Source organism: Microcystis ichthyoblabe FBCC-A1114 (genome assembly GCF_050500245.1).
GTDB lineage: Bacteria > Cyanobacteriota > Cyanobacteriia > Cyanobacteriales > Microcystaceae > Microcystis > Microcystis ichthyoblabe_A.
Window position 1 is genome coordinate 3,622,565 of the sequence record NZ_CP191408.1, and the last position, 24,000, is coordinate 3,646,564.

23 protein-coding genes are annotated in these 24,000 nt (G+C 42.9%); 10 read left to right on the forward strand and 13 right to left on the reverse strand.

Going from position 1 to position 24,000, the window contains the following annotated elements:
- Nucleotides 1-22: 22 nt before the first annotated feature.
- The 4 genes from ACQY1Y_RS17520 to ACQY1Y_RS17535 form a co-directional block, all read right to left on the reverse strand.
- Complete coding sequence (locus tag ACQY1Y_RS17520) at nucleotides 23-1,291, reverse strand: glycosyltransferase (RefSeq protein WP_430013238.1); 1,269 nt, start codon at nucleotides 1,289-1,291, stop codon at nucleotides 23-25.
- Entirely contained in the window at nucleotides 1,291-3,033 is a 1,743-nt protein-coding gene (locus ACQY1Y_RS17525) for an ABC transporter substrate-binding protein (protein WP_103112413.1), read from the reverse strand. Before ACQY1Y_RS17525 ends, ACQY1Y_RS17520 begins: the two co-directional genes overlap by 1 nt.
- A gap of 199 nt (nucleotides 3,034-3,232) precedes the next feature.
- Nucleotides 3,233-4,372, reverse strand: coding sequence for a citrate synthase (locus ACQY1Y_RS17530; RefSeq protein WP_002755096.1), 1,140 nt, complete (start codon nucleotides 4,370-4,372; stop codon nucleotides 3,233-3,235).
- A 260-nt stretch (nucleotides 4,373-4,632) separates the two neighbouring features.
- A complete protein-coding gene (locus ACQY1Y_RS17535; RefSeq protein ID WP_430013239.1) occupies nucleotides 4,633-5,349 on the reverse strand; it encodes a Uma2 family endonuclease in 717 nt (238 codons plus the stop codon).
- A gap of 878 nt (nucleotides 5,350-6,227) precedes the next feature.
- On the opposite strand from ACQY1Y_RS17535, the gene ACQY1Y_RS17540 reads away from it, so the two are divergent.
- The 3 genes from ACQY1Y_RS17540 (at nucleotide 6,228) to ACQY1Y_RS17550 (ending at nucleotide 7,267) form a co-directional block, all read left to right on the forward strand.
- Complete coding sequence (locus tag ACQY1Y_RS17540; protein WP_002755098.1) at nucleotides 6,228-6,449, forward strand: hypothetical protein; 222 nt, start codon at nucleotides 6,228-6,230, stop codon at nucleotides 6,447-6,449.
- Complete coding sequence (locus ACQY1Y_RS17545; protein WP_002794980.1) at nucleotides 6,442-6,855, forward strand: hypothetical protein; 414 nt, start codon at nucleotides 6,442-6,444, stop codon at nucleotides 6,853-6,855. The genes ACQY1Y_RS17540 and ACQY1Y_RS17545 overlap by 8 nt, the downstream gene beginning before the upstream one ends.
- A 157-nt stretch (nucleotides 6,856-7,012) precedes the next feature.
- Nucleotides 7,013-7,267 carry a hypothetical protein gene (locus tag ACQY1Y_RS17550; RefSeq protein ID WP_002755102.1) on the forward strand — a complete coding sequence of 85 codons (255 nt, stop codon included), beginning with the start codon at nucleotides 7,013-7,015 and terminating at the stop codon, nucleotides 7,265-7,267.
- A 269-nt stretch (nucleotides 7,268-7,536) separates the two neighbouring features.
- On the opposite strand, the gene ACQY1Y_RS17555 is transcribed toward ACQY1Y_RS17550, so the two are convergent.
- Both ACQY1Y_RS17555 and ACQY1Y_RS17560 read right to left on the reverse strand, forming a co-directional pair.
- Nucleotides 7,537-9,114 carry a TRAP transporter substrate-binding protein gene (locus tag ACQY1Y_RS17555; RefSeq protein ID WP_430013240.1) on the reverse strand — a complete coding sequence of 526 codons (1,578 nt, stop codon included), beginning with the start codon at nucleotides 9,112-9,114 and terminating at the stop codon, nucleotides 7,537-7,539.
- Between the two features lie 377 nt (nucleotides 9,115-9,491).
- Complete coding sequence (locus tag ACQY1Y_RS17560) at nucleotides 9,492-10,487, reverse strand: L-lactate dehydrogenase (RefSeq protein WP_409795769.1); 996 nt, start codon at nucleotides 10,485-10,487, stop codon at nucleotides 9,492-9,494.
- Between the two features lie 235 nt (nucleotides 10,488-10,722).
- Here ACQY1Y_RS17560 and ACQY1Y_RS17565 point away from each other — a divergent pair, with 235 nt between their 5' ends.
- Nucleotides 10,723-11,064, forward strand: a complete 342-nt coding sequence (locus ACQY1Y_RS17565) for a DUF952 domain-containing protein (RefSeq protein ID WP_194017411.1) — start codon at nucleotides 10,723-10,725, stop codon at nucleotides 11,062-11,064.
- Here ACQY1Y_RS17565 and ACQY1Y_RS17570 read toward each other — a convergent pair.
- Both ACQY1Y_RS17570 and cofG read right to left on the reverse strand, forming a co-directional pair.
- Nucleotides 11,041-12,354, reverse strand: coding sequence for a cytosine deaminase (locus tag ACQY1Y_RS17570; protein ID WP_430013241.1), 1,314 nt, complete (start codon nucleotides 12,352-12,354; stop codon nucleotides 11,041-11,043). The two genes, ACQY1Y_RS17565 and ACQY1Y_RS17570, sit on opposite strands and share 24 nt — an antisense overlap.
- Before the next feature lie 187 nt (nucleotides 12,355-12,541).
- The gene (gene cofG, locus ACQY1Y_RS17575) at nucleotides 12,542-13,429 is read right to left on the reverse strand and encodes a 7,8-didemethyl-8-hydroxy-5-deazariboflavin synthase subunit CofG (RefSeq protein WP_002773761.1); all 888 of its coding nucleotides are present in this window, start codon (nucleotides 13,427-13,429) and stop codon (nucleotides 12,542-12,544) included.
- A 112-nt stretch (nucleotides 13,430-13,541) separates the two neighbouring features.
- On the opposite strand from cofG, the gene ACQY1Y_RS17580 reads away from it, so the two are divergent.
- A complete protein-coding gene (locus ACQY1Y_RS17580; protein ID WP_002737025.1) occupies nucleotides 13,542-15,206 on the forward strand; it encodes a transglutaminase domain-containing protein in 1,665 nt (554 codons plus the stop codon).
- Here ACQY1Y_RS17580 and ACQY1Y_RS17585 read toward each other — a convergent pair.
- The 5 genes from ACQY1Y_RS17585 to ACQY1Y_RS17605 all read right to left on the reverse strand — a co-directional run bounded on the left by ACQY1Y_RS17585 (nucleotide 15,203) and on the right by ACQY1Y_RS17605 (nucleotide 17,609).
- Nucleotides 15,203-15,469: a hypothetical protein gene (locus tag ACQY1Y_RS17585; RefSeq protein ID WP_002736422.1), complete on the reverse strand. Its 267-nt coding sequence runs from the start codon at nucleotides 15,467-15,469 to the stop codon at nucleotides 15,203-15,205. The two genes, ACQY1Y_RS17580 and ACQY1Y_RS17585, sit on opposite strands and share 4 nt — an antisense overlap.
- Nucleotides 15,470-15,673: 204 nt before the next feature.
- Nucleotides 15,674-15,982 carry a hypothetical protein gene (locus ACQY1Y_RS17590; protein WP_430013242.1) on the reverse strand — a complete coding sequence of 103 codons (309 nt, stop codon included), beginning with the start codon at nucleotides 15,980-15,982 and terminating at the stop codon, nucleotides 15,674-15,676.
- 29 nt (nucleotides 15,983-16,011) lie between these two features.
- Nucleotides 16,012-17,010 (reverse strand): IS630-like element ISMae24 family transposase, encoded by a 999-nt coding sequence (locus ACQY1Y_RS17595; RefSeq protein WP_052275630.1) that lies wholly within the window; start codon nucleotides 17,008-17,010, stop codon nucleotides 16,012-16,014.
- 79 nt (nucleotides 17,011-17,089) lie between these two features.
- Nucleotides 17,090-17,347 carry a hypothetical protein gene (locus ACQY1Y_RS17600; protein WP_430013243.1) on the reverse strand — a complete coding sequence of 86 codons (258 nt, stop codon included), beginning with the start codon at nucleotides 17,345-17,347 and terminating at the stop codon, nucleotides 17,090-17,092.
- Nucleotides 17,337-17,609: a hypothetical protein gene (locus tag ACQY1Y_RS17605; protein ID WP_002736556.1), complete on the reverse strand. Its 273-nt coding sequence runs from the start codon at nucleotides 17,607-17,609 to the stop codon at nucleotides 17,337-17,339. The genes ACQY1Y_RS17600 and ACQY1Y_RS17605 overlap by 11 nt, the downstream gene beginning before the upstream one ends.
- A gap of 296 nt (nucleotides 17,610-17,905) precedes the next feature.
- Between ACQY1Y_RS17605 and ACQY1Y_RS17610 the strand changes: the two genes are divergently transcribed.
- The 5 genes from ACQY1Y_RS17610 to ACQY1Y_RS17630 all read left to right on the forward strand — a co-directional run bounded on the left by ACQY1Y_RS17610 (nucleotide 17,906) and on the right by ACQY1Y_RS17630 (nucleotide 23,292).
- A complete protein-coding gene (locus ACQY1Y_RS17610; protein WP_002737106.1) occupies nucleotides 17,906-18,616 on the forward strand; it encodes a sirohydrochlorin chelatase in 711 nt (236 codons plus the stop codon).
- Nucleotides 18,613-19,077, forward strand: coding sequence for a 2-amino-4-hydroxy-6-hydroxymethyldihydropteridine diphosphokinase (gene folK, locus ACQY1Y_RS17615; RefSeq protein WP_430014689.1), 465 nt, complete (start codon nucleotides 18,613-18,615; stop codon nucleotides 19,075-19,077). Before ACQY1Y_RS17610 ends, folK begins: the two co-directional genes overlap by 4 nt.
- A 157-nt stretch (nucleotides 19,078-19,234) precedes the next feature.
- Nucleotides 19,235-20,599 carry a GTP-binding protein gene (locus ACQY1Y_RS17620; protein ID WP_002736290.1) on the forward strand — a complete coding sequence of 455 codons (1,365 nt, stop codon included), beginning with the start codon at nucleotides 19,235-19,237 and terminating at the stop codon, nucleotides 20,597-20,599.
- A gap of 139 nt (nucleotides 20,600-20,738) precedes the next feature.
- On the forward strand, nucleotides 20,739-21,260 hold the full coding sequence (locus ACQY1Y_RS17625; RefSeq protein ID WP_271939591.1) for a hypothetical protein: 522 nt from the start codon (nucleotides 20,739-20,741) through the stop codon (nucleotides 21,258-21,260).
- 178 nt (nucleotides 21,261-21,438) lie between these two features.
- Nucleotides 21,439-23,292, forward strand: coding sequence for a peptidoglycan D,D-transpeptidase FtsI family protein (locus ACQY1Y_RS17630; protein WP_002738069.1), 1,854 nt, complete (start codon nucleotides 21,439-21,441; stop codon nucleotides 23,290-23,292).
- The last annotated feature ends 708 nt before the right edge of the window (nucleotides 23,293-24,000 follow it).

Below are 24,000 nucleotides of genomic sequence, written 5' to 3' on the forward strand. Positions count from 1 at the left end.
CTTTTTCAGCAGACCCTAGCTATTATACCGATAGGACGGGTTGGCTGGTAGAAATGGCTTTTTCGACGATATCGGCGGCCATTTTCACCCCTCCAGTCTTCTGTAGTGCTTTTTGCATTCTCAGGGCATTTTCTCGGTAACTGGGGACGGATAAGACCTTTTCAATCGCCTTTCGTAAACGGGGAACTTCTAGACGGGAAATCGGAATCACTTCCCCTGTCCCCGACCATTTTATCCGAGCAGATACCCCCGGTTGGTCGTTAGTGATGGGAATGGCCACCATCGGTACAGCTTGGGCAAGGGATTCTAGGGTAGTATTTAAGCCTGCGTGGGTGATAGTAAGAGAGGCTCTGGTTAAAAGCTCTAATTGGGGAGCGTAGGGAACAACTAGGGCGTTTTTGGTGGTTATTTGAATGTTAGAGTCGGTATTGCCCAAGGATAAAACTAATTGTACCGGCAAATCGGCACAGGCTTCGGCGATCGCATTAAAGGCCGATTGTAGGCGATTTTGAATTGTACCGAGGGAAGCATAAATCAAGGGTTGTCCGGTTAATTTTTCGTAGGGAAAAGGAATCGTTTTTCTGGTGGAGGAATCGTGAAAGGGACCCGTAAAGTGAAAGTGAGCGGGTAAATTTGACCGAGGAAACTCGAATTCGGCAGGTTGTTGGCTAATTTGGGCGATGGGTGAATAGCGTTGATTGATGTTTTGATAGGGAATTAACCCCCATTCTTGACGTTGCCGGTTGATTAACTCATTCAGAGGACGAGTCAGAGAGTCAAGGAGTTTATAGCCAAGTTTATTGCGAATAACCCCGATAAATGAGGGATTATAGTCCCAAGTAGTCATAAAGGGCGGAATAAGCGGGTCACGATTTAAAACCAATGCCCCAGCAAAACTGACAAAGGGAATAGCTAATTTTTCTGCGATTGTACCCCCTGAGGGGGAGACTTGATCGACAATTAGGGCATCAATTCCCAAGCGACGCATCTCTTGAGGGATAGTTTCAAAGAGGGCAGCGGTAGAATTAGTCACTGATTGTACCGTGCGACGGACGGCGGCTGTTCCCCGTAATTGACCAATTTCGGCTAAATTTTTGGCTGATGTGCCTTTCGGATATTTGTCGGGTGCAATTGCCTGAAAATCTAACCCGGCTGCTTGCACCATTTCTTCACCATCAAGAGTTAGAAAACAGGTAACTTTATGACCGCGTTTTTGTAATTCTTTTCCTAAAGGTAGGAGAGGATTAATATGTCCAGAAGCGGTGGGACAAAGAATGCCAAAATGAGTCATTAAACACCTCCACAGGTTTTCTTTAATTCTTCTAGATTCCAGAATGCTCCACCCAAGGCGGAGAATTGTATTCCTTCAAAGCAGTTACGCACAGCCCCCAAAGCGAGGGGATTAACTAGATAAATAAACGGGACGTATTCCTGTTGAAGTTGTTGAATTTCATTATAGATAACTTTGCGCTTCTCAAAGTCTAATTCTTGGGAACCTTTGACGTATAAATCGGCGATTTTTTTCTCCCAATCCGCCGCTTGCCAGCCTTGAATCGGCGGGCTGCCGGGTTGAGGTTGTTGGTTAAAAGCGTGGAGATTTCCATCTACATACCAAATATTAGGGGCGTGGGGTTCGTTATCACCAGTAAAACCTAAAATATGTGCTTCCCAATCTAGACTATTACTTAGTTTATCAACTAAATTGCTAAAAGCGATCGCTTGAAAATCCACTTGAATTCCTATTGCGGCTAAATCATTTTTAATTTGCGCCCCAATAGCTTCCCGGATTTTGTTACCTGCATTAGTAATCAGGTTAAATCTAACGGGATTATTATCGGCATCGACTAAAAGATTATCACTATTATACTTAAATCCCGCCTCTAATAATAATTCTTTGGCTTTTTCGGGATTATAATCGTAACCTTTCAGGGTTTTATCGTAAAAAGGCGATTGGATAGAAAGAAAAGAATTTTGTTCTTGTCCTAACCCTCGATAAATATCATCAATCATTCTTTGACGATTAATGCCGTAGGCAATAGCTTGACGGAAATTTAAGTTATTAAACCACCTGGATTTAATTGGCTCTACTAGGGGTTTTCCGTCGCGTTTGCCTTGGTTGAGATTAAAACCGATAAATTGGGTTCCGTAGGCAGGTCCGCCGTTAAAAATAGTGAAATTTCCTCTTTCTTCTTCGGTTTTTAAGAGGGAGAAAAATTCGGGAGTTACCCCAATAGAATCTAAACTTCCCGAACGAAATTGTAGTAAAGTTGTGTCCTGTGATTCAACAATTGCCCAAATTACTGAAGTTATATGGGGTAATTGTTGTCCACGGTCATCTTTTTTCCAATAGTAAGGGTTATTCTCAAAAATAATCCTTTGTCCCGTGATATATTCTTTTAGTTTATAAGCACCATTAAAAACAATTTTATCGGGAGGAGTATCTAACCCCCAAGTGGAGAGAAATTCTAACCTACCATCGGGGCTTTTTTTCTGAATAGTTTTTTCTAAAGCGTGTTTAGGTAAAATCGGTGAACTGACAGCATCTAAAAAAGGAGCAAAAGGTTCGGGTAGTTTAAATTCGATTCGGCGATTATCTAGTTTAGTGATAACTGGAAATTCTTTTTTTAATCCTATTCTTAAACTATCGCGGTAGTTGTTGGGAATATCAGGATTTAGATATAAATCTTTATAGGTAAAAACCACATCATCAACGGTTAAGGGTTGACCATCCGACCATTTTAAACCCTCTCTCATAGTAAAAATAATGTTCAAATTATCATCGGAAATTGTCCAAGATTCTGCTAAGACTGGTTCTTTTTTGCCAGTAATGGGATTTTCTGTTAATAGTCCTTCGTAGGTTAAACCAAAAATATTCGGGGATTCGGCCGATAAAACAGCATTAAAGGTTTTTGGGTCACTTAATACCGATATGACCACTTGATTGCGTCTAACTTGATTACCACAAGCAGTTAGGGAAATCAGCAATAAACAAGAAATTAAAAATACCGTTAATCTGCGCCAAAATTTCACCATAATCTTTAATATTTTTCTGTCCGACTATCTAGAAGTAAAGACCTTGTCTTGCTATATACACCGAAACTGACCAAGCTGAAAGCCGATGGACTGTTTCCTTGTCCCATCAATATAACAGGAAATGAGACAAAAAATCTCGCCTAGGAAAGATTGACAAAGGCGAGAAACCGTGTTTCCATTCAAAAATGGGAGATAAAATCTAAGAACGTTGTTCGATCGGTGTATAGGGGACTTCGTGTTGTCCGGTGTAGATTTGGGTAGGACGGAAAATGCGGTTAGCATTTAATTGTTCTTTCCAGTGGGCCAACCAACCGGCCACCCGGGAGATGGCAAAAATCGGGGTAAATAAATCACTGGGGATGCCTAATTTCCGATAGACCAATCCCGAATAGAAATCCACATTAGCATAGATACCTTTTTCGCCGTAGATATCCACCACTGCTTGTTCTAATTCTAGGGCTATATCGTAGTATTCATCGGAACCTAATTCCGCGAATAATTGTTCGGCAAGGTTTTGTAAAATCGTCGCCCGGGGATCCTTAACTTTATATACCCGGTGTCCAAAACCCATAACTTTTTGTTTATTGGCGATACATTTTTCCACATAGGGACGAACATTAGCCACCGAACCGATTTCCTCTAACATTAACAATACTTCCTCGTTTGCCCCACCGTGGAGGGGGCCGGCGAGAGTTCCCACTGCTGAAGCGATGACACCGTAGGGGTCGGTTAAAGTGGAAGCCGTCACCATGGCCGAAAAAGTCGAGGCATTCATGGTATGTTCGGCGTGGAGAGTCAAACAGACATCGAAAACTTTCGCCGCTAAATCCGTCGGTCGTTTTTCCGTCAACATATAGAGGAAATTGGCCGCATAATCAAGACTATCGTTGGGCTGAATGGGGTGATTACCTTTGCGAATTAATTGAAACGCCGCCACCATAGTCGGGATTTTCGCTAATAGCCGGACTACTGCCTGACGGATATAGTCGGGATTATCCAGGGCCCGCCTGGCATAGTATAAACCCAAAGCCGCCGCCGAAGTTTGTAGCGCATCCATGGGATGGCCTTTTTCGGGGAAGCATTTCATCATGTCTTCGATACGGTACTTGATGCGTCGATGATAACGGATTTCATCGGCAAATTCTTCCAGTTCCGCCCCCGTGGGCAGAGCACCCCAGATAAGGAGATAGGCGGTTTCGAGGAAGGTACTTTTTTCGGCGAGTTCCTCAATCCGAATGCCCCGATACTCCAAGATTCCCTTTTGCCCATCCACAAAGCTGATACTGGACTGGGCGGCGGGAATTCCTTCTAAACCTGGACGATATTCACAAACTGTCATAGTTCTACCTTTCCGTGGCGAAGATTAAGCCCTAACGCTAACTTACTTGATCTTTCCACCCTTACCGAAATTTTATAGAAATTCTTCGGTTCTGCCTCTCCTGTTCAGGATTGGGGAGAATTGGACGGAAATTAATCCTATTTAGCGATTGCTTCGTCGATTTAGTCAGCCCTGCCCTAGCGCATTTTTTCTGGGCTTACCGTTCCGACTCTAGCTAGTGGACTTGATATTTATCTACTTTCATTGTAGCGATAATTTTTTTAAGTTTCTTCGGGATTAATATTTAACTCCCGCAGTTTTGCCGCCAATCGTTCGGCCCGTTGCCGTTCCGCTTCAGCCCGTTGACTTTCCGCTTCAGCCCGTTGTCGTTCCGTTTCGGCCCGTTGTCGTTCCGTTTCGGCCCTTTGTCGTTCTTGGTTGTAACTGGTGAAAAGTTGACCATCGGGATAATACAAGAGTAACTCTGGTTGGGCTAATTGAAAACGAATGCCCAAGCGAGGACTGACCCAATTATCGAGATTTTCCAGACTTTCGAGCCGATTTTCCCGACGAATACAGCCACCCAAATCATTTTTATCGGGATTATAAATGTAGTATTCTTCCACACCATAACGGTCATAAAACAGTAGTTTTCTGGTCATTTCCGTTTGGGTATTACCCAGAGAGAGAATTTCAAAAACCACTTGTGGGGGGATATTGTTCTCTTTCCACTGTTGATAGGAACCTCTTTCGCCTTTTGGTCTGCCGAAAGCTACCATCACATCGGGTGCTTGTCGAGTCTTATTATCTCCCTCCACGGGATACCAGAGTAAATCACCGGCGACAAAAACATCGGCATCATTGGCAAATAACCAGTCTAAATTCGCTTTAATCGTCGTAATCCAGCGAAATTGTCTTGTATTGTCGGCCATCGGTTTACCATCGCTATCGGGATAGACGATTGTGGTTTTCGGGCTGTCGTCGAGTTGTCTAACCATTGCTTAACCCTAGAATTTCGTCTTTGCTTCCTTAATAGTATAACTTTACTATAAAAAATCGGAGCAAATATTTAGGGATGGTGATGGTCTTAAATGCTGTTTAAAAAGTATCGGGGAGTGGGGAGTGGAGAGTGGGTTTTGAAAGTTCGATTGGGAGTTTTATCATCTTATACTTTACAATACCAATTCTCCAAAGTCTGACTACAGAAGTTTAATCCCCCCAAATCCCCCTTAAAAAGGGGAACTTAAAGGGGGATTTAAATTCGATGTGTAGTTTTCATTTAGAGAAATGGTATAAAAACCTTTTCGGCAAACGTTAGGACAGATGAACTTCTTTCTTGCCTTTGATGTCTGTTTTTACAGATACGGGCTCTTCTAGGTTCTGTGTGATAAGTTTAACTTACTATATGATCGATCGATCTTTGTGTCCTTTGTGTCTTTGTGGTTCGTTCCACCCCCTCGCTAGGAGGAATGTATCTTAGAATACATTTTACCCACCAAACCTGGGAGAGCCAGATACGACTTAGCATTTGAGATTAGTCAAAAATAGTTTGACTAGAGAAAAAAGAGGTGTGTTAGATTTCATTAACTACCAGAGCGGCGTACTGCTACGCAGTGCCTTCGGCATCGCAATAGAGGAAATGCGATCGCAATAAATCCTCATCTGGCCAGAGACTTAATTGATTGACAAAAATCGCCCTTTATAACCCCGTCCATGGCCTAACACAAACCGAAGAACTATAAAGATTAGATTGAACATTTCTGGGATTTCTGTCTAACAGCAAAGTTAGCCTGCTTTTGGGGCAGGGATTAGCGCAAAGGTGGTGTTATACTCAGACAAAGTGCAGAAAGTCAAAATCCGTAACTTTCTTGAATCCATGCTGACAACTACTCAATTTGCGCCCCTACTAAAGCAATTGTCTTACTCCGATAAGCTCTTATTACTTAACTTTCTTGTAGCCGAGTTGCTCAAGGATTCTGGTATTGTACCGATGTCTATTGAAGATGATCTCCCTAGACAAGGTTTACATGACTCTTTTGAGGCTGCCGCCATTCTTGCTCAAGCATTAAAAGAGAAACAAGAATTGACTCATGGCTAATAAGGTAAGATTTGCTTTCACCGAGGTAGATTCTAGTCTTGGGGCATTAAGTGCGCTTCCTTATTTACCATTGACATTAACTTATCAAAGTCAATCCTTGAATGTTTCGGGTCTCTTGGATACTGGTTCTAGTGTTAATGTGTTGCCCTATGAAATGGGTTTAGCTTTAGGTGCAGTCTGGGAAAACCAAAGGCTATCTCTGCCATTAGGAGGTAATTTAGCTAGATTTGAAGCTCGTGCATTGGTTGTTAAAGCTACTGTTGAGCAATTCCCCACCGTAGATTTAGCCTTTGCTTGGACACAAGATAAATATGCGCCGCTAATACTAGGACAGATGAACTTTTTTCTTGCCTTTGATGTCTGTTTTTACAGATACGACTTAGCATTCGAGATTAGTCAAAAATAGTTTGACTGGAGAAAAAATATGTGCGTTACATTTCATTAACTAAGCAACCAGCGATCGCAGTTTCGCCTCAAGCGATCGCCCTATGAAAAGAGATTAATTTGTCTAAAGATTTGCTAAACTGAGGACAATAATCGCTTATTTTCAAGGTGTTAACTAAATGTGGTGGCAAAGTTCTCGGTTAGACCGTATTGAAGCCAGTCTAGAGGCAAGTCAGCAGCGAATAGAGCGAATAGAAAGCAATATTGACAGATTAGCAGCAATCAGTGAGGCAACGAATCGGCGTATTGATCGGTTTGTGGAAGCTACTGCTCAACAAATGGAGGAATCTAAGGCTCGTATTGACCAACTGCAACAAGGGATGGAACAGCTTCAGCGTGCAGTTGGCTATTTTTTAAGTCAGGACGGTAACTAACGATCGCCTTTTCAAAAATCAAAAAACCCCGTTAGCTTACAATCACTTGCTTCAATGAATGAGCATGGTACTACGGCTAGAGAAAAAAGAGGTGCGTTACATTTCATTAACACACTCTACCAAAGCGGCGTACTACCAGAGCGGCGATCGCTAAAGGAGATATCCTCAATTATCGCTTACCCAATCAAGGTCAAGCAGCATTCAAGACTGTGAATTTACATTATCCGAAAGACCAAAAACCAGACCAACCACACTACTAATTAAACCACCTACTGCACTACCATATTTATGGGTTGATTTAAACGAGACATTATTTTAGTTAAGTCGGATAAATCATCCCAACTTCTCATTTGTGTTTTAAATCCTTCCCACTCATCATGTACTTCCTTAAACTGCGGATTCGCATCATACAGTTTAAGAAGTTCCTCTGTTTTAGCTTGAGCTACCTGTAGAACCTCATCGGGAAATGGTAGGATTTTGATATTTCCTGAACTTTCTAACTTCCTTATATCTCCAAGCGTCCGAGCGTTTCTTCGATCATATTCGGATAATATCTTTGTGTAGGTTTCATGGCAAACAGCCTCAAATATTCTTTGATACTCTGGGGGCAAATTTTCCCAAGCATCTTTGTTGACTTGCACATCAAAAGTTGTGCTTGGTTCCCACCATCCAGGATAGTAGTAGTATTTAGCTCCTGCTTTATGCAAATTTAACTGAAAGTCATCGTGCGGTCCAATCCATTCAGCAGCTTGTATAGTGCCTTTTTTAAGCTCGGTAGATATTTCTCCTATTGAGAGTGCTTTTCCAAAAATCTTTTTATCTGTCTTGATACCGAAATAATCTGATAATACATCTGCTCCCAATCCAGGAATACGCATAGTTAACCCATTGAAGTCTGCAACTGTATTAATCTCTTTCTTAAACCAACCTCCCATCTGTCCCCCTGTCGCTCCTGCTGGAAAAGGAATTACATTCAAACCTATTTCTCTGTAAAGACTTTGTATATAAGTTAGCTGGTCGTTAGGATCTTTTTTATATGAGAGCCAAGCAGTTTGTTCTTGAGGACTCAACCCGAAAGGAACAGCACAACCAAAGTAGAGGGGTCTATATTTTTCTTGTTCATAATAAATTCCACTAAATCCGCATTGAATATCGTCTCCCGCACTTACTTTTTGTAATATTTCCTCTGTTAGTATGTTTCCAGTTGTATCAACTTCGATAATAAATTGACCGTTGGTTATTGCTTTAATACGTTCACTAATCATTAATGGAGCGTCAAAAAGAATTACTTTGTTCTTTGTGCTTTCTCCTAAAAAGCTAACCATCTTCCATCGAACAGATGGTTGATATTGACGAGCAAACCAACCAGCCGTCCCAGTCGCAATGGCTGTAGCCGTTCCGATAGCTGCATACACAACAGTTCTACGGCTTACAGGTATAGGTTGTTTCGGTTGTTTAACCGGTGGTGGAGCTTCTCCATTTTCTGTAGCAATATTGACTGCAAGTGCTTTAAATCTGCCACCAGTAGTTGCAATTGTTTTAATATCGCTATCGTCTTCAGGAGTATTATTTACAATTGCTTCTAATAGCAAGGATAGCTCTTTTTCTTTATCTTCACCTATAGATTTACTAATGCTTTTGGGAAAATTTCTAGCATATTCCTGAAGTTCGCCCCACCTGCCATGATAGGGGTTGCCATTTCTAAGTTCCTGTTCAATACCCAGAAGGCAATCCCCTACTTGCTCAAAATACTTTATAACCCGTTTTCGATCTTCATCCTCAGATTGCTTCAAGCGATCGCTGACTTCAAATAATTTGGTTACAATTTCAACTAATTCTCCTAGCATTTCTGTATCTCAATATACTTTTTGCACAATTCTGCCGACTGTATAACACTGCTGAGAGTAAAGATAATTGGAAACTCTCGGCATATCACCCCATTTTAGCGCCATCGCCAGAACTTTTCCGCGTATCATAACCAAAAGCGTATTAGCCAGATTAAACAACCTCTTTTAAGTAGATTCCTAACAACAAGCTGAAATAAAATAGACTTTTCGGGAAGTCTAGCACTAATTGCTTAGTCCACCCCACAATTACCTAATTTTCGGGGAAAAAGTGCCTAAATTTTCCCCTCGATCGCTCTTATGTTCGGCACTTTTTCAGGGCAAAAAAATCTAAAAATCTTAGCCAACAATGTTTTTAGATTTATTCAGCCAACCCTAAGTTAAATTTTGAGTTGATCGATTAAATCGCGCATGATTTTGGCCGAATTATGTAACTGTTCCATTTCTCTGGGACTGAGAGCAAGATTCAGAGTTTTAATCACTCCTTTCTCGTTAACCACCGAGGGAATACTTAAACACACATCTTTGAGACCGTATTGACCATCAAGGAGAGTGCTAATAGTGAGAATTCTTTCTTGGGAACGTAAAATCGCTTTAACGATATCTGTGGTAGCTAAACCGATCGCATAGCTAGTATAACCCTTGCGTTTGATAATTTCATAGGCGGCGTTTTTAACCTGAAGAAAAATTTCTGTTAAGCTTTCTTGGTCGGCTGCGCTTAAATCCTGCCAATCTCCTTCGAGTAACCTTGCTCCTCCGATATTGGCCGAACTCCACACAGCAAGCTCACTATCCCCGTGTTCACCGATAATATAAGCGTGGACGTTACGCGCATCTACATGGAGTTGGGTGGATAAAAGAGAGCGTAAACGGGCAGAATCTAGCACCGTACCCGAACCAATCACCCTAGAAGGCGGAAAATGGGTGATTTTAAGGGTAACATAGGTCATGATATCGACGGGATTACTCACCACCAAAATCAAAGCACTGGGGCAGTAAACAGCCACATCCTCCAGAATACGGCGAAAAATCGCCACATTTCGCTCAAGGAGATGTAATCTGGTTTCTCCCTCTTTTTGGGCAGCCCCAGCAGTAATAATCACCACATCGGCATTTTGTCCCACATCGGCCACGGTTCCCATTTTCAAGTCTGTGGGTTCAATAAAAGGCATTCCGTGCCTTAAATCCATCACTTCCCCTTCGACTTTATCCGTGGCGATATCTTGCAGAATTAATTCATCAAAACAGTCTTGAATTAACATCGAGTAAGCGCAGGCCATCCCCACCTGACCAACACCGATAATCACCCCCTTGCGAGGACGCAGAGGAGCGGGTTTTTCAGCGTAGGGATTGGGAGTAAATATTTTATCTAGCATAGATTTTTGCAGTTATTGCCTCGGTAAGCTCATTTTAAGGGGAAAAGGTTAATATCAGGTAAAAAGAGACTATCAAGAGATTTTGAGGCCGTTATCGGCAATTTTGTTCTGGTCAGTGGTCGGACAAATTTCTTGTCTTTATTCCCTGACCCCTAGTTTAAGAGAATTGAGGGACGCTGACAGCTTCAGGCTATATCCTAAAATTAGGAATAAGGTAACAGTAGGAGGCGAACCGATGATCTATCACATCACTACAGAAAGAGGTTGGCAAATAGCTCGTGAAATGGGGGAATATCGGGCGTATTCCCTAAAAAATGAGGGATTTATCCATTGCTCCACCTTAGAACAAATTCCGAAAGTTGTGGCCGCTTTTTATCAAAATCAGCCAGATTTGCTGGTTTTAGCCATTTCTCTCGAACAATTGCAGTCCCCGGTTAAATGGGAGCAGCCCCAACATCCTAACCCAGAAAATGCCACTCTAGAGCTAGAAAAAGAGACCTTTCCCCATATTTACGGTGCTATCAACCTAGAATCGGTGGTTTTTGTCAAACCCTTACAGGAGTTGCTCAATTCCTAGAACTAAATCATCTAACTCTTGGTAATCGGGGAGAGTAGTATCGATGCTCAACCCGCGCCGAATCACAAGGCGATCCCACTGTGGTCGCGATAATAGCTCGCTAAAGTATCGCGCCTTGAAAATTAACAAATTTGCCTCTAGACCCGTCTTAATGCGCCCTAAATGGGGCAATCCGAGCAGATTTGCCGGGGTGAGGGTGACACTATTTACCCAGTCAGCGTAGGGTGTGTCGAGATGGGCAATCCGCACCGCTTGGGTAAAGACTTCTAAACCATCGTGATCCCCAAAACCATAAAAGGGATCGCGACAGTTATCGCTGGCAAAAGCTACCGGAATTCCCGCTTTTTTCATCTCTTTTATCTTAGTTGTCCCGCGCCAAAAAGGGGTTTTTTCCTCTTGACGATCCTGTAGGTAGAGATTGCACATCGGCAAGCTAACGATAGCAATGCCCGCATTTTTGACTAAATTTAGGGTTTCTTGGATTATTTCAGGGGATTGTACTGCTAAACTGCAACAGTGACCACAGATGATTTGTCCGTCAAATTGCTCTTTGATAGCAGTACGCGCGATCGCTGCTAAACAGGTAGAATCGGAATCGCCGTTTTCATCCAGATGAAAATCGAGATTTAAACCCCTTTCTTGGGCTAATTTGAAGGTAATATCAATTTGTGCCTGTAAATCGGGATTTGTGTAGGCTACTCCCCCTAATATGCCCCCAAATTCGGCAATTTTATCGGCTAAGGCCGCTCCCTCGGAGGTTTGATAGTAGTCAAGGGAAACTAGAGAAACCGCTTGCAGGGTGATTTTACCGGCCCATTGTCGTTGCAATTCTCCCAAAGCAGTTAAGCTAATCTGTGCCTGTTGACCAAAAGAGTCGATATGGGTGCGAATAGCGGCGGTTCCGTGAGCATAACTGCATTTAACGCCGAATTCCATGCGACGATACACATCCTCTAAGCGCCACTCCCGTCGGGAATCCTCTAGGGCCATTTTTAAGGCACTGTCAAAAGTGCCATCATGGTTAGGACAACGATGCCAACTATGACCTTTATCGAGATGGGTGTGCATATCGACAAAGCAAGGAAAAACAATCTTTTTTTTGAGGTCAATAACGGGAATATTATCTTCGGGGGGGATGGTTGAGGTGATGCGATTAATGTTACCGTCATTAATTTCCAGATTAACTAAGGTTAATCCCTCGGCGGTTTGGGGAGAAAAACCCTCATTTTCTAGCAGGGAAACGGGAATATGAGCATTTTTGAGCCAGTAGCGCTCGCTTGAGGGAATCATAAGACCTCTGGTAAAAATCAAAAATTGTTGTTAGGGTTAGGAGTCGGTCGTCAGGCGCTAGGAGTCGGTCGTCGGTCGTCGGTCGTCAGGAGAATTAAGAATGAATAATAATCAATTATGCGGTATTAAGTAAGGCGTGTTAAATGGCATTAACAGTGCTATCTTTTCCCTGATTACTGGTCACTGATTACTGATAAACCGGCAGACGCGGCTTTAATTCCCAGCCATAAACTGCTAAAAATTCCTTTAATTTATCGGGGTGTAAATGGAGGTAATCGGGATTAACTTCATCGATCAGGCCAATACCGCCTAAATCCCGCGCTCCTGCCGCTAAACAATCCAAGAGAAAAAGAGGATCAGGGACTAGATTCGGGGGAATTTGAATGACAATATCTGGGGGCAAAATTTCCCTAGCTTGTCTAACCAGATCGGGTAATTTTTGCAGATCAAAAGGGTTATTTTGCCACTGTTCTCTTTTACCCGGATTGTAGGGTTGTAGGATCACTTCTTGAATATGTCCCCAACGTTGATGAATAGTGGCAATAGTTTCTAAGGTCACTAAGCGATCGTATTCTGTTTCACCAATTCCTAATAATAAACCCGTGGTAAAAGGAATTCCTAATTCTCCCGCCCATTGTAACTGTTCTAAACGCAGGGATGGCACTTTACTGGGGGCATGACGATGGACAGTATCTAATAAAGTCACCGTCATTTGTTCTAACATTATGCCCATAGATAGATTGACATTTTTCAGGTTTTCCATCTCAGCAAAAGTTAAAATCCCCGCATTGGTATGGGGATAAAAACCCATATTTAAAGCCAATTCTCCCAAATTATAAATATGCCGAAACCATAACTCTCGATTGGCTGCTAAAGGATGAACTTCGCCGCTAAGAATTAAAATTTCCGTAATTTCCGAACCCTGCAAAGCAGTTAAAATCTCTTTGGCTTTTTCCAAACTTAACCAGCCATCAGTGCCTAAATCCCTGCGAAAATTACAATAACTGCAACGATTGAAACACTCGTAGGTAGGTACAAGGGTATGAGAGGGACTATAGGTGACAATTCTTGACATTTTTTTCGGGATTGCAGTTCATTACGAGCATTCAAGGGCGAGAAAATTTGCTATCGTGGGGAGAATTGCTGTTTTATTCACCTAAAAACGCTCTCCCTTTTCGTTTCCTCCTATGATTTTCGATCCTGCCAGTCTTCCCTCCCATCGTCAAACGATTCGTCCGATTAGCGCCACGGCTCTGCACGGAATTGTATTTCAAGATGACAAATTAATCGCTATCGACGCAAAAAACGGCTATTTATACCAAATTGCCCTCGATACTGGTCATACAAGCGTACTTAATTCCCATCGCTGGCAGGAATTCGTCGGGACGACGGGATTGGCAATCGATGATCAAAATAACCTCTGGTTTACTACTCGCGAAAATCTCTACTGCTGCACTCTCGAAGATTTTACCCCGAAATTTTTTACCCGTCTTCCCTACACCGCTAACGGAGTCGCCGTAACTGGTAACACAATTTATGTCACTTGTCAACGTTCTGGACAAATCTTTATATTTGATCGCCAATCGGGACAGGAAATTACTCGTTTATACGCGCCTGGTATCGGCATCGAAAATATCACCATTCGCGGGGAAGAACTTTGGTTAACGGATACCCTAGAACAAACGGTTTACTGTCTTGATCGCGCCACGGGAGAACAGCTTTTTAGCATGATAACTCCTTTTGAATCGCCGACGGGATTAGCATTTTATCGCGATGCTAACAGTGGCAAGGATATATTATATGTGGCCTATGCTTTCCAAGAACCCTGTATCCGCGATAATCCCAATTCTGAACAAGTTCACGAACTTAGTTATCGTCCGCGTACTTTTGTCCATCCTCTATATTTTCACTACGATCCCGCTAAAAAATACACCCTTTCTAACGGTTATCTGATTGAATTATCCTACGTCGAGGAATTAGAACCCCTCTATAATATCGAACTCAAAAATGTGGAATGGCGCATCGCTTTACCCTTAGAAACACCGCGGCAAAAAATTCGCAGCGTCGAAGCGGTGGGATTGCCTTTTATTGAAGAAATTCAGGACGGGCAGCGGGTAGCAGTATTTAAGTTCGAGCAAATAACCGGCAAACAACGTCATATTTTTGGTTGGAAAGTCGTATTAGAAGTATGGGGTATTAAATACCAAATTACCCCCCAAGATTGCGAAGATTTACCCACCTTACCCGCCGATTTTCCCGATCGCTATTTGATCGATAATGATGATCTGGCCATGAGTACAGAAATTATCCTCAATGCTGCCGAAGAAGCGACCGGTCGGGAAACCAATCTGCTCCGAAAAGTTTATAGTATTCGTAATTACGTCTATGATCAGCTTTCCTACGGTATCAAACCCAACATCGACACCCCTGATATTGCCCTGCGGCGCGGAGTCGGTTCCTGTGGGGAATATGTGGGTTTATTATTGGCTTTGTGTCGTCTCAATGGTATTGCTTGTCGCACGGTAGGACGTTATAAATGCCCACCCCATCCCCTCGAACGTAATTTACCCCTCGAACCAGATTACAATCACGTCTGGATGGAATTTTATCTTCCCTCTATCGGTTGGGTTCCCATGGAGTCCAATCCCGATGATATTTTTGAAGGTGGTCCCTATCCCAATCGTTTCTTTATGGGTTTAGCTTGGTATCACACGGAAATTGCCAAAGATATCCCCTTTGAACGAATGCTCAGTGAAGGACAACCGGTGTTAAAAACCCAAGTTCCCATCGGCGATTTAGCGATTAATCACGTTCAATTCATCATTCTTGAGGAATTAGCCCCAAAAGACTAGAATTCTGACCCATCATCTAGGATGCCCATTTCTCTATCTCTGGCTTCTTTGAGTTCTTTGACCATTTGTAAACCCGCACCCACACAGAAGCCCAGGGCTGCCCCGGCACCGGCAAAATAACGTCTATAGATGATTTGATAGTTATAGGGATTTCTATAGTTGACTTGGCTGGGATTGCGTTCAATGCGGCTAATGCCATAACCGATACCAGCACCAACTAAAGCCGTTACTAGGCCTGAAAATAGAACTAGACGAAGGTTCATGATCTTATCTCCCGATAGACTCTGACTTTAGATTATCGCTGAAAATTAGTTAATGGCAAGCTATCGCAATAATTCGTTATCAAGTGAACCAAATCGCCCACAAAGCTAGAACTGTGGATAGGAAACCATAGGATTTATCGAATCGTCAAAAAACCAATCTTTCCCTATAGGTAGTTATTGGTAAAAGTTAAGGTGATTTATCTATTACCAGACTTTTTTTACTCCTGTAGGTAAACCAACTCGCATAAAAAATCTAGCGAAAGCTTGAGATAAATGTTCACGATAGGGAGGACGTAAACGAAGTCGAGGTTGCTGTTTATTTTGCAAGAAGGATTCCAAAAAAGTCCTCGGTAAAGTGTACACATCATGAAAATCAACTATTCGATGAGTTAATTTTAGGTTGCCGATTTCCCCTTCGTTGAGCATAGAAAGATTCCATATATAACCATTTTTAATATCATCACAATATCTCCCCCACGCCTTGGCCGTAGGATTTTGTTTCATATTGTTCATTGTCTGTTCCCAATATTCTTGATAAGTACCTAGGCAAAATTAATTACATACTCGCCTCCAAAATTGTCCAGCACTTTTTTAACGTAAGCGAGGAGGCTCTTTCGGTCTTTATAGGCGCTAAATTCAATCCATTCATATTTTAAAAATCTCCATAATATTTCAATTAAATTTAAATGAGGTGAATAAGTGGGCAACCAAAATATTTTCAAATTTTTCTTTTCCCATTCCTCAAGTTTCTCCATAAATGCCTCGCTGGTATGAATGGAAGCTTGGTCAATTATTATGACAGTTTTTTTCTGTATATTTTGGCAATATTTATCCAGAAAATTAATAACTATCTCGCTAGTAACCGTTCCGACCTGTGTCTCATAAAATAATTGATTATCTCGTTTCATTATTCCTAAAATATTTAGTCTTTTACCTTCAATTGGTGGTAACTTTATCGTGGTTTTTTCTTCTTGCCAAGCGTAAGGAATACAAGGCTTTGAATCCCATCCCATTTCATCCAAATATCCTATCTCAATCTCTCCTCTTTTTTCCTGTTTTTTTAGTTCTTCTAAAATAGGTAGTTTGACCTCAAGCTCCCACTCATCAGGGGTTTTGGCGACCCCTCTTCTCACCCTTTTCCACCTCATGTTGATTTTTTTTATGAGTCTTTTTATCGTGTCTTTGCTTACGGTTAATTTCCATTCTTCTACAATTTTTATCTGGATTTTTTTTAAGCTTTTCGGTTCTTCTTTTACCCAGTCAATAACTTGTTGACCTTGTGCTTCTGTCAATTTAGGTTTTCTCCCTCTTCCTCGACGATTATAAAAACCAATTAGTTTTCTATCTTCCCAGGCCGTCAACCAATTATAGATGGTCTTTCTCGTAACTCCAAATATTCCGCTCAATTCTTCTATCGTGGTTCCCTGAAAACTTAAGAGTATACATTTCGCTCGCTCTCTTACTTGATGATGTTTACTAGCTCGATAAATTCTCTCTAGCATTTTCTGGCTCTCGGGGTTTAGGTCTCTAATCAATCTCATTGTATTTTCCTGCTGCTTCGTTTTTTTATGTATTATACTTCTTAATTTTTTATTTGGGTAATTAATTTTGCATGACTACTTATTGACTGAGAGCAAAGTGAGGGGAAAGGATGACATTATTGACTTTCTTGTTTTCTAAGTCGCAGCCTTGGGTGATAACAACCAGATCAATCTCAGCTACTTCCACTAAGGATCGAAGGGTTTCAATTTCTGTTTGATTGCTTACCTCAACAGATTTAGAAGCCCAACGAACCACAGGACAATTAAGAATAATATCCCCTTGGGTTAACTCAACATTTGCATCTACCGCCTCATACCAAAGGTCATTAGTTATCATCTTCGATTCGAGACTTATCAATTATAACACAAGGTTTCCAAGTGGATTTTTCCTGAGATTTAATGTTTACTTCTTCGGAAAATAAGATTTTCGGTTGATGAGAAACTACAAAAACTCCCCGACAATCCAGTTCATCATCATCATCTTCTGCTGCGTCTATCCGGCAAGATTCTGATGATAAAACTGTAGGTAATTTTACCACTTCTATTAGGGGTGGTTGTTCGTAGGAGGGTAATTGTTTACTGTCTGTTTCCACTTTCACGTTAACTGCCTCGTTGACTAAGTTGGGCGATTAATTAGGTTATACCTCAATATCTAGGCTAACTCAAGCCAGCGGGCCGATTTGCTCACACTTTACATCGCGTAAAATGGTAGCACTTCCCACCAATGGGGACGTTTTCCCGCTTACCAGCTAAATCGAGAATATCAGGGGCATTTATGCCTAAAGGGAGAGAAAATGTATTAGGCTAAAAACTAAACTATTTTGGCAAGATTTCTTTGAAGACCTCCTCAGCCTATTTATTGGTTTTCCACGGTAGTCGCGATCCGCGTCCAGCCATGGCGGTGACGCAATTAGCAGCCTTAGTTCAAGAAAAAATCAGTCAACCCGCCGAAAGATTAGGGAGTAAATCGGAGTTTAGCCCATCTCTAGCGGTTCTAGAAGCAGATAATCGGGTATTAGTCGGGACTGCCGCCCTAGAATTAGCGATAACACCGCTCCATCAACAAATAGAAGCTTTTGCCCAACAAGCACAAAGCCAAGGATGTAACCGGTTGCAGATTATCCCCCTGTTTCTCCTGTCGGGGGTTCACGTTAAAGAAGATATTCCCGCGGCCGTGGCCAAAGTGCGATCGCCGATCAAGCTAGAGTTAAAGCCCCATTTAGGCAGTTATCAGGGCATAAAATCGCTGTTATCCCGACAATTTGCTGATTTAAGCCCCCAAGACCGCATTTTACTATCCCACGGTAGTCGTCGCTCCGGGGGTAATCGGGAAGTGGAGAATCTAGCGGCGTTTTTTGGAGCAATTACAGCCTATTGGTCGATAGAACCGAGTTTATCCCAACAAATCGAGAGTTTAATCGCTCAAGGTAGCCAAAAAATCGCTATACTGCCCTATTTCCTCTTTGCTGGTGGAATTACGGATGCGATCGAAGCCCAAGTTTTTGAACTATCACAAAAGCATCCAAATGTCAATATATTTTTAGGTAAATCTTTAGGGGCGACGGGGGAATTAGCCGAGATTATTGTTGAGGAAGGATGTGGATGAAGCGGGCAGCGATCGCTCTGGGCAGTAATTTAGGAGATTCAGCGACAATTTTAGGGCAAGCTTTAGGGGAATTAGAGCGAGTCAAAGGAATTAAACTAGAAGCTCATTCCCAATGGTATCAAACCGCGGCCGTCGGCCCTCCTCAGCCCGATTATCTCAACGGTTGCGCCATTGTGCAAGTGGATTTATCGCCCCTAGATTTACTGCATAAATTATTAGAAATCGAGCAGTTATTCGGGAGAGTCCGACGGGAAAGATGGGGACCGCGTACCCTCGATTTAGACTTAATATTTTATGATGACCTGATCTTAGAAACACCCGAATTACAGATACCCCATCCCCGCTGCCGAGAAAGGGCCTTTGTGCTGCTTCCCCTGGCAGAAATTGCCCCCGATTGGCGAGATCCCGTAACCGGAAAAACTATCCTTCAGCTATTGGGTCAATTGGGATTGGCGGAGTAGGATGTTAGGTGTTAGGGTTTTAGTGGAAAACTTCGCTAATTTCTTTTCACTGATTACTGAAAAGTCTTCCCCTGGCCCCAGATAACCTCATCTCAGTTACCGCCCCGAAACTCTACAATAAAGGCAGCAGCATCAATAAACAGTTAAAAAATCAACCGTGACCAAGACCCCATCCCTCGAGGAAACTCATTACAATCAGGCTAAGGCTAGTTTACAACAGGCCTTAACTTGGTATGCCAGTTTTCGCCGCCATTGGAATTATCCCCCCGATCCCCAACTTCAGGCCGCCGTTAAACAGGATTTGCAGTCCTTAAAATCGGCCTTGGATAAACTGGATGAAACGGTGATTCGGGTGGCGGCCTTCGGGTTAGTCAGTCGCGGTAAATCCTCGGTGGTAAACGCTTTAGTCGGTCAAAAAGTCCTGACAACTGGACCCCTGCACGGGGTGACACGCTGGCCGCGATCGGTGCGTTGGACACCAGCCACGGGTAAAATTCAGATAGAATTAATCGATACCCCCGGATTGGATGAGATTGAAGGGGAAGCGCGGGCGAATATGGCCAGGGAAGTCGCTAAAAGTGCCGATTTGATTTTATTTATCGTCGCCGGGGATATTACCCGCACCGAATACGAGGCCTTAGAAGAATTGCGCCAGGCGAAAAAACCGATTATTTTGGTGTTTAATAAGATTGATCTCTATCCAGAAGCTGATCGCCGTCAGATTTTTCAGCAGTTACAGAGATTAGGAACCAATCGAGACGAAAAAACGTTAGAAGATTTGTTAACTAGCGATGAGATAGTTATGGTAGCCGCCGAACCGCAACCGATTCCCGTCCGGGTGGAATACCCCGATGGGAGCGTGGTGACTGAGTGGGAAACCCCTCCCCCCCAAATTGAGGAGCTGCAAGATAAACTCTTAACGATTTTAAATCGGGAAGGGCGATCGCTGCTGGCCTTAAATGCTTTAGTGCAGGGGCAAGAAGCGGAGGAAAATATCGCTAGAAAAACCCTGGAACTCCGGGACAGTCAAGCGGAGGAAATTATCTGGCAATACGCAAAATATAAGGCTTTAGCGATTGCGGCCAATCCGATCGCTATTTTAGACCTACTAGGGGCTTCAATCGTCGATTTGACTCTAGTTCGGGCTTTAGCTCGTTTGTACGGCCTGCCAATTACCAGTCACCAAGCTGGTCAACTCTGGCGGACTCTACTTTTGAGCAGTGGGGGGTTGCTGGTGGGGGAAATCCTCAGCACTGTGATTATCGGTTTGGGCAAAACGGCAGCGGCAGCGGCGAGTATTTTTGAAAATCCCACCTCTTTAACTCTCTACGGTAGCACCGCTCTCCTACAGGGAGCAATTGCTGCTTATGGAACCTATATCATCGGGAAAGCCGCTAAAATCTATCTAGAACGCGGTTGTAGTTGGGGGGCATCTGGACCGAGTACGGTGATTAATCAAATTCTCGCTCAAGTTCATCCGCAAACTATCTTATATCGTTTACGTCTAGAGCTAGAACAGTGATTTTAAGGTAAAAAGAAAAAAGGAAAAAAGGCGACAGTGATCAATTAAATATTTCCGACTGACTACTGATGACCGACTCCTAATTTTAGAAACTTAATTTTTGACAACGACCACTAGCTAGAAATGTTGAGAGAAAATCATGTCTGCTGCCCATAATTCTTATATTCCCCTTCCCGTTTCTCGCCCAAAAAGCCAAGGCAGTCAGCCTCGTCCCCAGTCAGCAGTAAATCAGACGACCCCAACATTAAAACCGACGACTAAATCGGTGGTGAGAGTTCCCGTGGCCCCAACACAAAAACAATTAGCCTCGCGTCAATTACGTTTCCTTTGCCTCCTAGAAAGAATAGTAGCTGTGATTACTTTTTGTCTGTTGGGTTCGACTCTGGGAATATATGCTTGGACGGTATATATTCCCAAGGTTTGGGACAAAGAATTTGGTAAACTGGAAACACTGCAACGTCACGAGCGCAATCTTTTGGCTACCAATGAAACCCTTAAACATCAACTAGCTGAACAAGCAGAAAAACCCGAAACCGGATTAACTCATCCCCAACCCTTCCAAACTATCTTTTTACAGCGTAAATCTGCTCCTAACCTGAAACAGTATCCCGCTTCTCAATCCCAATCTACCGTCAATTCTCAACCCAGAAGTGCCTATTAACAGTTATCAGTTATCAGTTATCAGTGGGTAAGTTAAAAGTTATCAGATGTGAGTTTTTAAGTGTGCAGTATTAAATAGAAGTTTCCTACTGTCTTTTTACCGATCACTGATTACTATTTACTGATCACTGTTTACTGATAACTGATCACTGTTTACTGATAACTGAAAGATACTGCTCATGACTGACACAAAAAGACCCCAATTTAGAAGCAAAGAAACTCGATCGCCCTCGGGCAGGATTCGGGACAGAAAGTCCTATTTAAACGACAAAAAAAGGCAACAACAGTCAAAAAAAATGCCTGTGAGTAACGGGCGATTGATGGCGGTGTGGTTGGTTTTAGTCATGGGTATTGTGGGTTTAGCTTGGCGCTTGTACCAATTGCAAATAGTACAAGCACAGGAATTACAAAAAAGAGCCAGACAACAGCAAACTACCAGTATTAGACCCTATATTCCCCGGCGGGCGATCGTCGATAGTAATGGTAATGTTTTAGCGACTGATCGCTTGATTTATACTCTTTATGTACACCCAAAACTGTTTGCTATTCCCCCGGCAGAAGTGGCTGATAAATTAGCTCCTTTATTAAATATTCCTACTAATCAACTGATTCAAAGATTTAAAGAAAAAGAAACAGGAATTCGTTTAGCCAATCAATTAACCGAATCCGTGGCTAGGGGCTTAAAACAATTATCTCTTGATGGTGTAGAATTAGAGGAAAAATACGCTCGTTATTATCCCCAAGACGATGTGGCAGCCGACGTGATTGGCTATGTAGATAAAGAACATCGTGGCCAGGCAGGATTAGAGAGAGGTTCCAGTCAGTTATTAGAAAGAGATCCTTTTTCTGTCAATACAAGACGCATGGGAGACGGGCGAATTTTACCGGCTTTTGTTCCCGATGGTATCTTTCAATTTGATGAATTACAGTTAGAAGTAACCCTCGATTTAAAACTACAAAGAGCAGCCCGGACGGCCCTACGAGAACAGCTAAAAAAATTTAATGCTAAACGAGGAGCTGTCATCGTCATGGACTCCCTTGATGGTTCTCTTTTAGCCCTAGTTTGTGAGCCAACTTTTAACCCCAATGAATACTATAAAGCCAATGTGGCTCTATTTAAAAATTGGACCGTAGCCGATCAGTACGAACCGGGGTCAACTTTTAAACCAATTATTATCGCCCTGGCCATGGAAGCAGGGGCAGTTAAAGCTAATACGGTAGTCAATGATCCGGGGGCGATTACTGTCGGTCCCTGGACGATTAAAAATGCCTCTAAACAGGGTAATGGGGCGCTAGATATGGCCCAAGTTCTGCAAACCTCTAGTAACGTGGCTATGGTGCAAATTGCCCAAAAAATGAGGCGAGTTGATTTCTATAAAAGTTTATTAGGATTGAAAATAAATCAAAGGGTTGGTGTAGATTTACCCGGAGAAGTGGCAGGATATCTCAAACCCGAACCAGAATTTCTGGATAATGCCATTGAATCGGCCACCGCTTCCTTTGGTCAAGGTTTATCCCTAACGCCTTTAAAATTAGTACAATTGCACGGTGCGCTGGCCAATGGTGGCACCCTGGTGACTCCCCATGTGATCAAAGGATTAGCCGACGACCGCGGCCGTTTGCACTGGCGGCCCGATTATCCCAGCAAAAAAGTCTTTTCTCCCACCGTGGCCCGGCAAGTGGTGGAAATGATGGAAACCGTCGTTAGCAAGGGGACGGGGGTAGCAGCCCAAATCCCTGGTTATCGCATCGGAGGTAAAACGGGAACCGCACAAAAAGCTAGTCCGACGGGGGGTTATCTACCTAACGCCAAAATTACCAGTTTTGTGGCGATTTTACCGATCGAATCGCCCCGTTATGTGGTTTTGGTGGTGGTGGATGAACCCAAGGGTGCGAATACTTTTGGCTCCACTGTGGCCGCTCCCGTGGCAAAAACGGTGATGAATACGCTCATTTCCCTCAAAGGTATCCCCCCCACCTACAAGGTCGTTCCGGCGGGTTCTGCGACCAATAAACCCCCGCGGCACGATTAATTTAAGTCTTGAGGAGAAAAGCCGCTAAATTGTCCGGTAACTCCCATTCTAAATAGGGTCTGCTGAAAAAGTTTTTCGTGGGTGTGGGGTGTAGGGTTTTACCGATTTTGAGGTAGTCAGTTATCTAATTTGGTTCTTCGGTTTGTGTTATGCAATGGACGGGGGTTATAAGGGATGAAACCCTTATAGAAACAGACATTACCGCAATTTTTGTCAATTGTTTGCGATCTGGAGCGAACTAATCAATTAAGTCTCTTGCCAGATAAGGATTTAGTCGATTTATGCCCCCCTATCGAACCATACCAAGTAACGAAGAACCTCTAATTTTCAGGGAAAAAGTGCCTAATTCTCCCCCCCGATCCCTCCCATATCTGGCACTTTTTGATTTCAAAAAAGCCTAAAGATATTATCCAACAAGGTTTTTAGATTTATTCAGCAAACCCTAAATAGGGTTTAACTATTTTGGGTGTTGCCGATTTCAGAGCCAATGGGAGAGTCGGTGGTCGGTCAAAGAGACACGCTCTCACGCGGTAAACAGCCTAAACTCTGGCCAGTATTGGAGCGGGTGTAGGGGTTCCAAGTTCCTAACTCCCGGGAGGAAGGACCACAAAGATAAGAGCACTCTAAATCGCTCAATACCCCGCAGAGCTGCGAACTGTAACTCGACTTTTTCAAGATAAGAGAATCGAGCAATTATTGGGAGAAGAA